This window comes from Halomonas sp. AOP25-F1-15, assembly GCF_052378675.1.
Lineage (GTDB): Bacteria > Pseudomonadota > Gammaproteobacteria > Pseudomonadales > Halomonadaceae > Vreelandella > Vreelandella casei.
In genome coordinates this window covers 65528-79146 of the sequence record NZ_JBQSXV010000002.1, presented here as the reverse complement: position 1 = coordinate 79146, position 13619 = coordinate 65528, and the positions used below count along the sequence as shown (strand labels likewise).

Here is a 13619-nt window from a genome sequence, read left to right as displayed (position 1 = left end):
AGGCGGCGGCGCGTAGCTATGTGATTCGCGTCAATGAATCTCAAAGTCGCTAAGGCATTGCATGCCCGCCTCAATGACCGCGCGCTGGGCACGGCCAACCGGCAGCCATTGAGTGATAGCAAACTCTGCGCTGCGCAGCTTGGCAGCGTAGAAAGGGTCGTCGCTGCCGTTATCAAGCGCAACTTGAGCACTGAGCGCCGCTTGCCCCATTTGCCAGGCGCACAGCACGTGCCCCGCTAAGCTGAGAAACGGCGTGGCGTAGGCCTGCACCGCGTCCGCCCCTTTTTCAGGGTCGGCGCCCTGCTTGAGCACTATCGCTTGGGCGGTTTTTAGATCGTCTAAGCCGGCGGCTAAGCCACTGCCTAACGCAGCAAGCGCAGGGTTCGCGTTGAGCTGTTCGACGGTAGTGGCAACGTCATCTAGCAGCGCAGTTAGCGCCTCGCCACCATCGCGTTGAAGCTTACGCCCTGCCAAATCAAGCGCCTGAATGCCATTAGTACCTTCGTAAATCGGAGCAATCCGCGCATCGCGCAGCAGCTGAGCTGCGCCGGTCTCTTCCACGTAGCCCATCCCTCCGTGCACCTGAATGCCCATGGACGCGATATCGACCGCCTGGTCAGTGGAAAAACTTTTAATCACCGGAATAAGAATATCGGCGCGGGCCTGTGCAGCGCTGCGCGTATCGCAGCTGTCTGCATGACGGGCTGTATCCAGCTCGGCGGCGCAATACAGCGCCAGTGCCCGCAATGCATCGGTACGCGAGCGCATTGAAAGCAGCATACGGCGCACGTCGAAATGATCGCTAATACTGCATTCAGCACCGCCACGCGATGCCGGCGCTCGCCCCTGACGACGCTCAAGCGCGTAGGCGAAGGCATGCTGGCAGGCACGCTCAGCCACGCCAATGCCCTGGACACCTACTTTGTGGCGAGCCTCGTTCATCATGGTAAACATATGATTCAGACCACGCCCTTCCTGGCCGACCAAGTAGCCAATCGCACCGCCATTTTCACCAAAGCTTAGCGTGCAGGTGGGGGAACCGTGAATGCCCAGCTTATGCTCAATGGATGCACAGGTGACGTCGTTGCGCTCTCCAAGCGAGCCGTCGTCATTGACCAAAAACTTGGGCACTAAAAACAGTGAAATGCCTTTATTGCCTTGCGGCGCATCGGGCTTTCGGGCCAGGACTAGATGAATGATATTGTCAGCGGCGTCGTGCTCGCCCCAGGTGATATAGATTTTCTGGCCGCTAATGCGGTAGTGATCGTTTTCGGGCACGGCGCGAGTGCGCACCTGGGAAAGGTCCGACCCCGCTTGGGATTCGGTAAGGTTCATCGTGCCCGTCCAACTACCTTCCACTAATTTGGGCAAGTAAGTGGATTGGAGGGCATCGCTGCCGTGGTGCGCCAGCGCCTCGATAGCGCCAGCGGTTAGCATGGGGCAAAGACCTAGCGCCATATTGGCACCGTGAAGCATTTCCTGAACGGCACTGGCCACCACTTCAGGCAAATTCTGCCCACCTAACGCCTCGGACACGCCAATACCGTTCCAGCCACCCTCTACATACGCCTGATAAGCCGCTGCAAAGCCATCCGGTGACGTCACGCTGCCGTCGGTATGACGCTTGGCACCCTGTCGATCACCGCTAGCATTTAGCGGCCCCCAGACATCGCCCGCAAGCTTTGCCGCTTCTTCAAGCACTGCCTCAACTAAATCGGGCGTAGCTTCTTCAAAGCCTGGCAGGCTTAGCGAGCGATGCGCGAGCAGCTCTTCGAGCACAAAGCGCAAGTCGCGTACGGGCGCAGCGTAAACATTCATGGCGAACCTCGGCAGAGAGTGAATCTGGGCGTTCTTAAACAATTGTTTGAAAGTAGCGCTACGATAGTAGTAATACTCTCGCCCAGACACCATTAGCCCAAGGTATCAGCCGCCGCCAATAATGCCTCTATATTGCGCTACTTGCGCACGCCCATCTGCTCCACGTCATCATAATAGGTGATATGACTTTCATCTTCGGCAGGCGGCCCTACCACGGGCTCAACGGCGTCAACATCCCATACCGCGTCGGACAAATCTTCCAGGTGCTCGTGCTCTAGCGCGCCCTGCATTAATTCTTCGGTCACCACTAGCTCGGCACCCGCTGCGGTCATTGGCGTTGTTGGCGTAAATGGAGCCACGGGCACCGGCGCTGGGCGAACATGGCGACGCCAGGAAAAGAACATGACGAGGAACAGGCTGAGCGAACCAAAAGCCCAGAATAGACCTGCGTCGCCTATCGCCGTCATGACCGGTGAAATCATTAGCGGGCTTAGCGTGGCGCCAATCGAATTGATCAACAGCAACCCCTGGCTCATACGCACTAAGGCGCCCGCGGGTGCACGGTCAGCGGCATGGCTAACGGCGACAGGGTAAAGGGCAAACACCCCGCCGCCGAGCAAGAACAGCAGCCCTGCTAACAGCGGTGTTGAGAGCGGCAGCCAGAGGATCGCCGCCGAGATCAATACACAGAAACCGCTAATCCCAATCAACACCATCTGACGGTCGTGGCGGTCCGACCAGCGGCCAATCGGATACTGCAGCAGCATGGCGCCCATAATCACCACGGCCATCATCTGCCCTACCTGGCTAACGCTCATACCGTTACGCTGCAAATAGAGCGGTAGCAGCGTATAGGCCGCCGCCACTACCATGCCCGAGCCCAAACTACCCATCACCCCGGTGGGTGTCAGCATAATCAAACGATGGGGAGGCAGCGGTTCGGCATGTTCCATGATCGGCGAGACACGGGGAATCATTGCCATTGGCAGGACGGATAGCGAGGCCAGCAAACCAATCACCATAAAGGGCGCGGTGACGCCCATGGCGTTAGTCACGCCTAGCAGTAGCTGGCCCAGGACCCCGGCGCCATATAGCGAAATCATATACAGCGCCAACAGGCGGCCGCGGACCTTTTGATCCCCGGCGGTCAGCAGCCAGCTTTCAATGACCAGATAAACGCCCACCGTCGCCCAGCCGCCAATCAGGCGTAGGCCAAACCAGGCCCATGGGTCGAAAAACAAGCCCTGCAGCAGCACCGTAACTGCGACGAGTGAGGCGAAACTACCGTAGGCACGAATGTGGCCAATGCGCAGCAACAGGCGATCATTCACCAGCGCACCCAGCGCTAAGCCGATAAAGTAAGCCGACGACACAATACCGATCACCGTGGCCGACTCACCGGCGGCGTCCAGACGCACGGTAATTAAGGTGGCAAGAAAACCGTTGCCAATCCCGAGAATGAATAGCCCTAACAGGGGCGCCAGCGCCATGGCTAATAGTTGCCGCGACATGAAAACCTCACCTTGCCTACAGGAGTGAAAAACACGCATGAAACATGTTGCCAAATGTGCTCAAAACCACCGTCATCTCACCTGGCACACCTAGTCAGGCTGGGGTATCGGCGCGCAATTATTGCCCTCAATGGTGCAAAGTCAATGCTTTTCGAATGCTTCGCTCACTCGCGCTGGCGGTTTCTAAACAATAACCGTGTCGGGGCCAGCAAATTCCACTACCAAATTATTCTCTTGTGCCCACCAGCGAAAGGTCGCTTCACTAAAAAAGCTAACGTGCGTGGGGTCGTTAATATAGTGCCAGTGGGATAAATAAACGCCCTAAAAAGCGTCGGCATCCCGTATCATGCGGCGAGTTTTGATGTTTATCGTATTCGGCTTTTGCAGCGACGGCGCTCAAATGCTGCTCCGGGGGGAACACATACCAGCGCGCACGTGGCACACTGGTAATAGTCACGACGCTGGTCCCTGTGGTAAAGCGCAGTGTGAGTTTCCGCGCATAGCGGGCAGCGGCGCATCATCGTATTCTCTGGCTTATCGCTATGGTTTAAGGAAAGAGGCATGCTAACAGGTCTGGATCATCTTGTTGTTACCGTCACGGACATGGGACGCGCGGTGGATTTTTACTCCCGCGTGCTAGGCTTAGACGTACGCTATCGCGATGCCCAGCGGGTCGATCTAATGCTTGGGGATACCGCGCTACGTCTGCATCAAACAGACACCGATATCGCCCCCGTCTCCGCAACGCCTACTCCCGGCAGCCTGGATTTATGCCTGCGCTGCCAGCTGCCGCTGGACGAATTTAAGCAGCATCTGGACGCCTTGACGATTGACGTGGAGCTTGGGCCTGTGGCTCGCCAGGGCGCCAACGGGCCGATTGAGTCAATTTATCTGCGCGACCCGGACGGCAACCTGCTGGAGATTTGCCGACCTTCTTCACGCTAAGCATTGGCCCGCGTTAATGCCAAGCCGGGGATCGCAAGGTATCATACGGCCCTTGAACAGCAGCCGCTGTGCTGGGTAATGCGCAGCGAGCTCTATGCACTTATACAGATTGATCGAAAGGAAACGCTATGCGTGATAATGCCAATGCGCCGCTTGAAGGCGAAATAATCAGCGAAGAACAGCGCCACCAGCCCGACACCACGCTGGCGATGGTTATTTATGCGCTTTATCTGGCCAGTTTTTTTCTCGGTTTTACGTCAGTTATCGGGGTGGTCATCGCCTATGTGTATAAAGGCAAAGGCCCTGCCTGGCTAGAAGAGCACTATCGCTACCAGATTCGCACCTTCTGGATAGGGCTGGTGTACGGCATCGTGTTTTCGCTCTTGACCTTCATACTGATCGGTTTTCCATTACTGTTGGCGCTCGGCGTATGGCTGATCATCCGCTGCGTTAAGGGCTTTAAAGGGCTGCAAGAGAAGCGTGCACCCACCAACGTAGATACTTGGCTGCTCTAATAATGACTCAGCACAGGTCTGAATCCGATGGGCGTTTCTCAAAAGCCAGTGCCATTAGCGGGCTTTGGCGTCATTTGTCAGGCTGGTCGCTCTCACGCCTGTGGCGGGTTTCCTCAGCGCTAGGGCCTCAGGTTTACCGCTTTAGCAAGCGTGAACGCTTTATCACAGAGCGCAACTTGGGCGTTGTTTACCCCCATTTTTCGACTGCCGAACGCAAGACGCTTGCCAGGCATAGCCTGCGCCACTCAACGGCAACCATGTTAGAGCTTGGGCATGCCTGGATGGCGGAGCCGGATAACGTTGAAGCGGGAATTTTGGCGGTCTATGGGCGTGACAAACTCGATAGCGCCCGGTCGCAAGGCCGTGGAGTGATTGTGCTAGCCCCGCACTTTGGTAACTGGGAAGTGCTCAACTTTTGGCTGTCGAGCCACTTCCCCTTTACCGCCATGTACGAGCCACCCAAAATTACCGCTTTAGACCCCATCATTCGCCATGGCCGAGAGCGTATGGGAGCAAGCCTAGTGCCGACGAATCCTCGCGGCGTCGCGGCATTACTCAAAGCGCTTAAGCGTAGCGAAGCTATTGGCATATTGCCCGACCAAGAACCCGACTGGGGCAGCGGTGTTTTCGCACCTTTTTTTGGTCGCGATGCCTACACCGCCACGCTGCTGCCAAAACTAGTGGCGCGTACCCAAGCAAGAGTCGTCACCGGCGTGGCGCTGCGCGTTCCTGGCAAAGGCTTTGAGATCCACTTTCTAGATGCCGACGAGCGCGTTTATAGCGCCGATGACGTGGAGTCTGCCACGGGGGTCAACGCTTGCGTAGAAAACGCCATTGCCCTGGACCCCGCGCAGTATCAGTGGGAGTACAAACGCTACCGTAAAGTGGTGCAAGAACAGCAGCAATTGCCCAACTTTCGCGACTTCCGACCGTATTGATAACGCCTCATTCTTACGGCAGATTACTCGTTATTGTCACGGGCATACACATCGTCTAAGCGCTCTATATCGTCCTCGCCCAGGTAGCTTCCCGACTGCACTTCGATCAATTCAAGAAGAATCTTGCCAGTGTTTTCCAGCCGGTGAAGCGCCCCGATGGGAATATAGGTCGACTGATTTTCACAGACTAAGAAACTCCGCTCTTCAATCGTCACCCGTGCCGTGCCGCTCACCACTACCCAGTGTTCAGCGCGGTGATGGTGGCGCTGCAACGACAGCCGCCCACCGGGTTTCACGGTAATGTGCTTCACCTGATAACGCTCGCCGCTATCCATCGCTTGAAAGCTTCCCCAAGGACGCTGAACCTGAGGCGCGCATTCAGGCTCGCGACGCCCCGCCAGAGAGAGTGCCGCCACCAGCTGTTTGACCTGCTGTGCCTGCTCACGGTGAGCGATTAATACGCTGTCAGATGTTTCCACGACAATCAGATTTTGCACACCCAGCGTTGCCACCAAGCGATGTTCGGCAATTACCAGCGAGTCCTGGGTATCGGTTAGCCAGGTATCGCCTTTGGCAGCGTTACCAGCTTCATCAGGCACTACCGTTGCCCACAGCGCATCAAAACTACCGATGTCGCTCCACTGCGCCCTCAGCGGCACCACCGCGGCGCGCTCGCAGTGTTCCATGACCGCATAGTCGATAGAGTCCCCCGGGCAGCGGCAAAATGCCTCTTCGCCCAGGCGCAGAAAATCTAAGTCGCGATGGGCCGAGCTAACCGCCTCCACGCAGGCCGCAAGCATCGTCGGCTGCAGGCGCTCTAACTGCTCTAAATAGCTTGAAGCACGCAGCAAAAACATGCCGCTGTTCCACAGGTAGTCGCCGCTTGCTACCAGCTTAGCGGCGCGCTCGGCGTCAGGCTTTTCGATAAATGCGGCAAGATGATGCCCCCCGTCTAAAGGCGCACCGCAGGCAATGTAGCCATAGCCAGTTTCAGGCTGGGTCGGCACGACGCCAAACGTCACCAGGTAGCCTGCTTCGGCGAGCGGCGTGGCAAGCGCAACGCTGTGCTGAAATGCGCCAACATCGCCTATTTCATGATCCGCCGGCAGCACCAGGAGTAGCGGATCATCGCCGGCTTGCCGCGCCAGCAATGCCGCACAGGCAATCGCGGGTGCGGTATTACGCCCTTCGGGCTCAAGCACCAGCGTGGCCGCTTGATTCATTTCGCGCAGCTGTTCGGCCATTAAGAACCGGTGGCTCTGATGCCCCATCAGCATCGGGGCTTTATCGGTCAGCCCGACTAAGCGCCTCAGCGTTTGCTGCAACAAACTCTGCGGCGACGTTAAGCGCAAAAATTGTTTAGGCATTTGCTCTCTTGATAGCGGCCAAAGCCGAGTGCCGCTACCACCGCTTAAAATTACCGGCTGAATCATGGTTCCATCCTTGTGGTCATCCTTGCATCAGAGCACGCGTTTTAGCGAATAGGCTCACCGAAATCGGCCTGTAACCAGTGACGCAGCTCGCTCATTCTAGGCGCATTTTCAGCCTGTTCGAGCGCAGGCAGCGTGCCGGGTACAAATCCGCGGGCGATAAACGGCGCCAGAAGCGCGGGGTCTGCACTGATGATATGCACCGGCACCGCCGCGCTAGCATTATCACCGGTAATTAACGGCGCAGCCTGATGATCACCAAGAACGATCATCAGCGTTTTGTCGTCCACCACCCGCTCCGCCCAGCGCCCGGTGACTTTTACAGCGTAGTCCACCGACCAAGCATAGTGATCGCGAATACGTTCGATGTCTTGCCACAGCACTTCTGGCGGGGCGCCGGCGTTTTCCCACGGTGCAAAAATGCGGCCATCCTCGATTAACGACCAGTCTTCAATGACCGGCAGTATCGGTGTCCAGGGCGCATGGCTAGAAATCAACGCCTGCTGGGCAAACACCGGCGAGTCGCCTAGCAGGTATTTTTGGGTGTAATCGAGAGTGAACTGGTCGGGCATAGTCACCCAGTTAAGGGCAGGGCCGGCGTAGTCGATATCGTTGGCGGCGGCTATTTCATCGAAACCGTAAATCTTGCCTTCCGGCCACGCCATGGTAATAGCGGGCATGACGGCTAGCGTGCGCTGCCCGGTGGCACGAAAATCATCAATCAACGTGGAATGGCCGCTGTCTAACATCAGCCGATACCACAACTGGTTGTCGATCCACCGGCCGCTGAGCGTGGTCGCGTGCGCCAGCCACGACTGCCCTCCGCGAATCGGGGCTTCTAACATACCCGACACGACGTGAATATCTCGCTTTTCTAAGCGCTGCTGCATCTCGGCAAGGATGGGCAGCAACACGTCAGCATAGCGCGGGTCATTCAGCGCCGAGATGCCGTAAGACTCAATGAAAGTCAGCAGCACATTATGTCCCTCAAGCCCTGGCAGGGCCTGGGCCTGCATAGGCGCATCTTCCAACTGCGCGATAAATTCACGGCGAGCAGCATGGGTATCAGTTACTTGCTGCCATTGAAAACGCGTGATGTTGACCAAAGGCAGGCGGGCGCTATCCACTAATCGCATACCGTTAAGCTCAAGCGCTGCACCGCCGGTCGCCATCACTAGCAGCGCTAATGCAACCACTCTGGGTATGCGCTTAGTAACGTAAGACGCTGGTGGCAGTAGCAGCCATGCCAAGCCCGCAGCAATACCCAGCAGCAAGCCGGCGCCGGCCAGCATTGCGCACACGGCCAAAAATTGCCCGAGATTACCTTCCAGCAAGTTATAAACCGCGCTCATTAAAGGCAAATCGAGATAGAGGTTGAGTGGCCTGGCAAAGGCCATATGCGTCGCGGCAGTTCCCAGGTTAGTTGCCGTTGCCAATACCACCCAGCTCACCAGCCCCACTGCCACGATGAGGCGAGCCCTGCCACGAGGAAGCAGCAGCATTAAAGGCGCGATGACCAACGCTTCCCAGGCAATCAGATGTGAGCTGATAGCACTAAAACGCCACCACAGCGGCGCGATGAGCAGCAGATTGAGCAGCAGTACCGTTGATAATAATCGAGTCATCGCATTCTCGTGTGTGTCTGCTTTAGCTTAAGATACCTAAGATAAGAGCTATCAGTGTCCTACCTTATTGAAAGGCAATAGACAGGCGCAAGGCATAGGGCTGCTGAAAAACACCATAATAATGTATGTCGAAAGGATTTCGCCCATGTGTGTTAGCAGCGTTAATAGAGGCAAGGTTGATAAAAACAAAGTTGGTAAAGACCGGGTTGGCAAAGACAGGGCTCGCAAAGACAGAGCTAGGAGAGTGCGGGCTGGCAAATTGACAGTGTTACTCGGCTGCACGATCGCATCGACTGCGTTTGCCGACGATGACCAGCACTTCAACGCGGTGATTGAACGTGCGCAACAGCTTGCTGAGAATACGTATCAAGCCCCTGAAGGAACGCTGCCTGATGCGCTGCGTGATATTAGTTACGATACCTATCGGCAAATTCGCTTTGATCCAGAGCATGCTTACTGGAAAGAAGAAAGCCCGTTTAACTTACAGCTATTTCACAGCGGCTTCCTTTTCCAAACCCCCATTGTGCTCAATGTTATTGAGAACGAGGGCATTGAAAACGACAGCGTAACCTCTCTGCCGTTTGCGCCCGAGGATTACAACTACGAAGGAAATGCTGAAGCGCTGAAGGAACAGGATTTATCGGGTAGCGGCCATGCGGGGTTCCGCCTGCATTATCCACTCAATAACGAAGAATACGCAGACGAAGTAGCGGTTTTCCTTGGCGCGAGCTATTTTCGCATCGTAGGACGCGACCAAGTGTATGGGCTTTCGACGCGGGGGCTGGCAATCGATACGGCGTCCCCCGACGGCGAAGAGTTTCCAGCATTCCGCGAATTTTGGTTTTATAAGCCCACTGCTGATGCCGATCACCTTGAGCTATTGGCACTGTTGGATAGCCCTTCTGTCAGCGGCGCCTATCGCTTTATTATCCGGCCCGGTGACGATACGCAGGTGGAAGTAGAAGCCGAGCTATTTGCGCGAGACGATATTGCCAAGCTAGGCGTTGCCCCACTCACCAGCATGTTTACTTATGGCGAAGCGAGCCGCGAGCGCCCGGACGATTTTCGCCCGCAGGTACACGACTCGGATGGGCTACTGATGCATACCGGTAGCGATGAGTGGATTTGGCGCCCGCTGAATAACCCTGATGATCTTCACACCTCGGTGTTTATTGACGCATCGCCACAGGGGTTTGGCCTCATGCAGCGCGAGCGCGACTTTAACCGCTACTTAGATACGGAGGCCCAGTATCATCGCCGTCCCAGCCAGTGGGTGGAGCCTTTAGACGACTGGGGCCCTGGTCACGTTGAGCTGGTTGAGATCCCCACTGCCGATGAAACTCACGACAACATTGTTGCCTTCTGGGTCGCCGATGACGCGCTGAAGGCCGGTGAGTCTCGCCGCCTGCACTACCGCACCTACACCCTCAATGCTCAGCCAGAAGACGCAATGCTTGGGCAAGTCATTCGCACCCGTCATGGCCGTGTCGGCATTATCGAGCAGGAAGGTTCAGCCTCGTCAGGACAGCGCCAGTTTATTATCGACTTCCAGGGTGGCGCGCTAGATGAGCTAACGGCCGACCAACCGGTTGAGCTAGATATCAGTATCCAAGACGGTGAGGTGCTGTTGCCTCAAGTCACCGCCCTACCTAATAAGGGCTGGCGCGCTAGCTTCAGACTCCCCGCCAGCGATCAGCCTAGCGATGTTAGCCTCAGACTGACCTTAAATGGCGAACCGGTTAGCGAAACCTGGAATTACGTGTGGTATCCGGATGTCTGACCCAAGCAACACAACGCTATCCCTTATCTGGCTCATCATCCGCTATAGGTCGTTCACGCTATGATTTACCACTGGCAAGCGCTTACCTCTTCACAACTCGCCGATATCGCCCAGCGCGACCCGGTGGCGGTACTGGTGCTCGGTGCCATAGAGCAGCATGGCACTCACCTGCCTTTAGCCACTGATCTCACTATTGGCCTAGGCCTTCAGGCGGCCATGCTGGAGCAGTTGAATGAATCGCTTAATGTCATTTGCCTACCGCCAATTTCCGTGGGCACCAGCGATGAGCATGCAAGTTTTCCCGGCACGCTGAGCTTGCCCACGCCGCTTGCTATTGCCACTCTGGAAGCCTATGGCGATAGCCTAGCCCAGACGGGCATTCGCCGCCTGGTACTGCTAAACAGCCATGGCGGTAACAAAGCGGTGATGGACATCGCCGGGCTAACGCTGCGGCGGCGATATGCCATGCGTGTGGTAAAAGCGACCTATACGCGGCTACCTCCTCTTGAAGACGGCATTGATGCTGAAGAACTACGCTATGGATTACACGGCGGACTGCTGGAGACCGCGATGATGCGGCACTTAGCACCATCGCTTGTGCAGCTTGATGACTACCAAGCCGCCCCCACCGCGGCGCCACAGGGCAACGCATTAGTCAGTGCAGAGGGCGCCGCGGCGTTTGCATGGCTAGCAGAAGACCTAAGTGCTCAGGGCGTGGCAGGTGATGCCACTCTCGCTAGCATTGAATTAGGCGAGCGGTTAGTACGCCACTACGCAAGCCAACTTGCCATGGTAGTAACAGAAACCGCCCAATTGCCACCGTTAGCAGAGCAAGAATAACGCTCTGACGAGCGGCGGTTGCGATTAGCGCTGGCTGCTTAACACATCGTCCAAGAGATGCCCGCCACGGGTTGCCTTAGCGTTTAGGTAGCGCTGATTGTGATCGGTAACGCTGCCGTAGAGCGCTTGGCGCGACACCACTTCGATGCCGCCTTGGCGCAGGGCGTCCATTTTCAGCGGATTATTGGTCAGCAGCTGCACCTGGTCGATTTTAAGGGCGCTGAGCATGTCCACCGCGACGCTATACTGGCGCTCATCATCGCCGAAACCCAGCACTTGGTCAGCATCGACCGTATCCAGCCCACCGTCTTGCAACGTATAGGCACGCAGCTTGTTAGCTAAACCAATGCCACGCCCTTCTTGAGCCAAATAGAGCAGCACACCGCCCCCCATGGCCTGAATATCCTTTACGGCATTGCGCAGCTGTTCACCGCAGTCACAGCGCAGGCTAGCGAAGAGATCTCCCGTTAAGCAGGCCGAATGCATACGCAGCGGCACCGCTGCTTCCCACTCTTCCGGCTTGCCAATGACCACGGCCACATGCTCGCGCAGGCCGTCAGGCTCACGAAAGAGCACGAAGCGGCTGTCGGCCGCTTCTTCCAACGGAATATGCGCTTCGCTCACCCGCTTAAGCATGCCCGGCACACCGGACAAGCACTGCTGAGCATCCTCGGCATTAACGGCTAACAGCCGCCCTTCGGCAAGCTGCTGCTCAATATCCGCGGCGGCTTTTTCACTCACAAACGCGCAGAGTGCTGCGGGTATGAGCAGGGCGCGACGCATGAGCGTCACCGCACCTACTTCCGCTAGCGCCGCTGGCTTTAAGCCCTTTAATCGCTCGCTGCCCGCTGACGGCTGATCTTCTGAGGTGGCTAAACGATGCAGTTCACCAGCGCCAATGTTCGCTGCTAGCGGTAAGCTTGCCGCCTCAGCGATGACCGCCACACCGATAGCCGCTAAGCGGTGGCGGGTAAGCACTAGTGAAGGGGGGCTACCGGCCAGCTGCGCAAGGGCATCTATCGACTCGCTGCCTTCCAGCGCCTGCACTAATAAACGCTGTTTGCCGGCATTAATCACCACGGGAAAACCACGACGAATATCGAAAATAGCGCGTTCAATCTGATACATGTTGGCCTCCTGGCTTCCTGGCGTGGGAGTTGTTATAGCTTGCGCTGGGCGCTGCTTGCTGCGAAGTGCTGACTCGAAGTGCTTGCTCTTAACCAAGCAGCGCCCGCATGATTAAGCGGACTTTTCATTACGGAGACGTCATGCCCGATCCCAACGTCAACACGGACGCTACCTCGCCAACCATCCATCAAGATAGCCGTATTGAGGCGGCTGATGCCTGGGAGTGGCTGCTGGCGCTGCGCTACTGTCGCGCCTGCTCGGTGATGATTAAGCTCACGCCTAGCGGCGAATGGGCAACGTCTCTGGCCGTTAGCGCTGACGCCCGCGAGCTGCTGGACTGCCTGGCGCCGCTGGCCAGCCAATCTCAATGGGTTGTCGCTCAGTTGGGCCAAAGCCTTGATGGCCGCATCGCAACGGAAAGCGGTCATTCGCACTATATCAACGGCCACGAAAGCTTGGTGCATCTGCATCGGCTGCGCGCCATGGTCGACGCCGTGGTGATCGGTGCGGGCACTGCCTGTGCCGACAACCCGCAGTTGACCGTGCGCCACGTTAGCGGCGAGCACCCGGCCCGCGTCGTGCTGGACCCTCGCGGGCGGGTACCCAGCAGTCTTGCCCTGATGCAAACCGATACCGCACCGACGCTGCATATTGTGGGGCCGGAGGTATCGGCGACGACGTCTCATTCCCACGTTGAGCGCTGCGTGCTGCCGCTGAACGCTAGCAGCCAGTTCAACCCTCAAGATGTCATTGCGCTGCTGGCCGAGAAAGGCTTGCATCGCGTGCTGGTGGAAGGTGGCGGCATTACCGTTTCTCAGTTCATCGAAGCGCACGCCGTTGACCGCTTGCATCTGCTCATCGCCCCGCTGCTGATTGGCTCCGGCAGGCCGGGGCTGAAAATGACGCCCATCGACACGCTTGATAAAGCGCTGCGTCCGCCCACGCGAACCTTCCGCTGCGGTGAGGACACCTTGTTCGACATGCTGCTGAGGGAGGCTGCTCCCTGAGGGCGACACCTTTTCACGACGGCTCAGCGCAACCCAGATACCCGGCAAACTGGCCAGCAGCACTAACACACCGTAAGCCAGC

11 protein-coding genes are annotated in these 13619 nt (G+C 57.1%); 6 read left to right on the top strand and 5 right to left on the bottom strand.

All coding sequences use genetic code 11. The annotated features are described in order from the left end of the window. Positions 1-30: 30 nt before the first annotated feature. Together ACT3TF_RS03720 and ACT3TF_RS03715 are read right to left on the bottom strand one after the other, a co-directional pair. A complete protein-coding gene (locus ACT3TF_RS03720; protein WP_444671610.1) occupies positions 31-1818 on the bottom strand; it encodes an acyl-CoA dehydrogenase in 1788 nt (595 codons plus the stop codon). Positions 1819-1955: 137 nt separating this feature from the next. Then, positions 1956-3329 carry an MFS transporter gene (locus ACT3TF_RS03715; RefSeq protein ID WP_096281558.1) on the bottom strand — a complete coding sequence of 458 codons (1374 nt, stop codon included), beginning with the start codon at positions 3327-3329 and terminating at the stop codon, positions 1956-1958. A gap of 561 nt (positions 3330-3890) precedes the next feature. Between ACT3TF_RS03715 and ACT3TF_RS03710 the strand changes: the two genes are divergently transcribed. From ACT3TF_RS03710 to ACT3TF_RS03700, 3 genes are all read left to right on the top strand, one after another. Next, positions 3891-4274, top strand: coding sequence for a VOC family protein (locus ACT3TF_RS03710; protein WP_441684607.1), 384 nt, complete (start codon positions 3891-3893; stop codon positions 4272-4274). A gap of 128 nt (positions 4275-4402) precedes the next feature. Next, on the top strand, positions 4403-4789 hold the full coding sequence (locus ACT3TF_RS03705; protein ID WP_441684609.1) for a DUF4870 family protein: 387 nt from the start codon (positions 4403-4405) through the stop codon (positions 4787-4789). A 2-nt stretch (positions 4790-4791) separates the two neighbouring features. Then, complete coding sequence (locus ACT3TF_RS03700; RefSeq protein ID WP_441684611.1) at positions 4792-5727, top strand: lysophospholipid acyltransferase family protein; 936 nt, start codon at positions 4792-4794, stop codon at positions 5725-5727. A gap of 23 nt (positions 5728-5750) precedes the next feature. Here ACT3TF_RS03700 and ACT3TF_RS03695 read toward each other — a convergent pair whose 3' ends face one another. Both ACT3TF_RS03695 and ACT3TF_RS03690 read right to left on the bottom strand, forming a co-directional pair. After that, a complete protein-coding gene (locus ACT3TF_RS03695; RefSeq protein ID WP_444671609.1) occupies positions 5751-7160 on the bottom strand; it encodes a mannose-1-phosphate guanylyltransferase/mannose-6-phosphate isomerase in 1410 nt (469 codons plus the stop codon). 41 nt (positions 7161-7201) lie between these two features. Beyond that, positions 7202-8782 carry an alkaline phosphatase gene (locus ACT3TF_RS03690; protein WP_444671607.1) on the bottom strand — a complete coding sequence of 527 codons (1581 nt, stop codon included), beginning with the start codon at positions 8780-8782 and terminating at the stop codon, positions 7202-7204. Between the two features lie 259 nt (positions 8783-9041). Here ACT3TF_RS03690 and ACT3TF_RS03685 point away from each other — a divergent pair, with 259 nt between their 5' ends. Together ACT3TF_RS03685 and ACT3TF_RS03680 are read left to right on the top strand one after the other, a co-directional pair. Next, positions 9042-10562 carry a glucan biosynthesis protein gene (locus tag ACT3TF_RS03685; protein ID WP_444671606.1) on the top strand — a complete coding sequence of 507 codons (1521 nt, stop codon included), beginning with the start codon at positions 9042-9044 and terminating at the stop codon, positions 10560-10562. 60 nt (positions 10563-10622) lie between these two features. Then, entirely contained in the window at positions 10623-11402 is a 780-nt protein-coding gene (locus tag ACT3TF_RS03680; protein WP_444671605.1) for a creatininase family protein, read from the top strand. 24 nt (positions 11403-11426) lie between these two features. On the opposite strand, the gene ACT3TF_RS03675 is transcribed toward ACT3TF_RS03680, so the two are convergent. Beyond that, positions 11427-12530 carry a GTP cyclohydrolase II gene (locus ACT3TF_RS03675; protein WP_444671604.1) on the bottom strand — a complete coding sequence of 368 codons (1104 nt, stop codon included), beginning with the start codon at positions 12528-12530 and terminating at the stop codon, positions 11427-11429. A gap of 107 nt (positions 12531-12637) precedes the next feature. Between ACT3TF_RS03675 and ACT3TF_RS03670 the strand changes: the two genes are divergently transcribed. After that, a complete protein-coding gene (locus tag ACT3TF_RS03670) occupies positions 12638-13537 on the top strand; it encodes a RibD family protein (protein WP_444671768.1) in 900 nt (299 codons plus the stop codon). The last annotated feature ends 82 nt before the right edge of the window (positions 13538-13619 follow it).

Excerpts from the sequence above, each read along its gene's own strand:
- ACT3TF_RS03680 (WP_444671605.1), top strand. The coding sequence starts at position 10,623 with ATGATTTACCACTGGCAAGCGCTTACCTCTTCACAACTCGCCGATATC.
- ACT3TF_RS03720 (WP_444671610.1), bottom strand. The coding sequence starts at position 1,818 with ATGAATGTTTACGCTGCGCCCGTACGCGACTTGCGCTTTGTGCTCGAA.
- ACT3TF_RS03695 (WP_444671609.1), bottom strand. The coding sequence starts at position 7,160 with ATGATTCAGCCGGTAATTTTAAGCGGTGGTAGCGGCACTCGGCTTTGG.
- ACT3TF_RS03710 (WP_441684607.1), top strand. The coding sequence starts at position 3,891 with ATGCTAACAGGTCTGGATCATCTTGTTGTTACCGTCACGGACATGGGA.
- ACT3TF_RS03715 (WP_096281558.1), bottom strand. The coding sequence starts at position 3,329 with ATGTCGCGGCAACTATTAGCCATGGCGCTGGCGCCCCTGTTAGGGCTA.
- ACT3TF_RS03670 (WP_444671768.1), top strand. The coding sequence starts at position 12,638 with ATGATTAAGCGGACTTTTCATTACGGAGACGTCATGCCCGATCCCAAC.
- ACT3TF_RS03705 (WP_441684609.1), top strand. The coding sequence starts at position 4,403 with ATGCGTGATAATGCCAATGCGCCGCTTGAAGGCGAAATAATCAGCGAA.
- ACT3TF_RS03690 (WP_444671607.1), bottom strand. The coding sequence starts at position 8,782 with ATGACTCGATTATTATCAACGGTACTGCTGCTCAATCTGCTGCTCATC.
- ACT3TF_RS03675 (WP_444671604.1), bottom strand. The coding sequence starts at position 12,530 with ATGTATCAGATTGAACGCGCTATTTTCGATATTCGTCGTGGTTTTCCC.
- ACT3TF_RS03700 (WP_441684611.1), top strand. The coding sequence starts at position 4,792 with ATGACTCAGCACAGGTCTGAATCCGATGGGCGTTTCTCAAAAGCCAGT.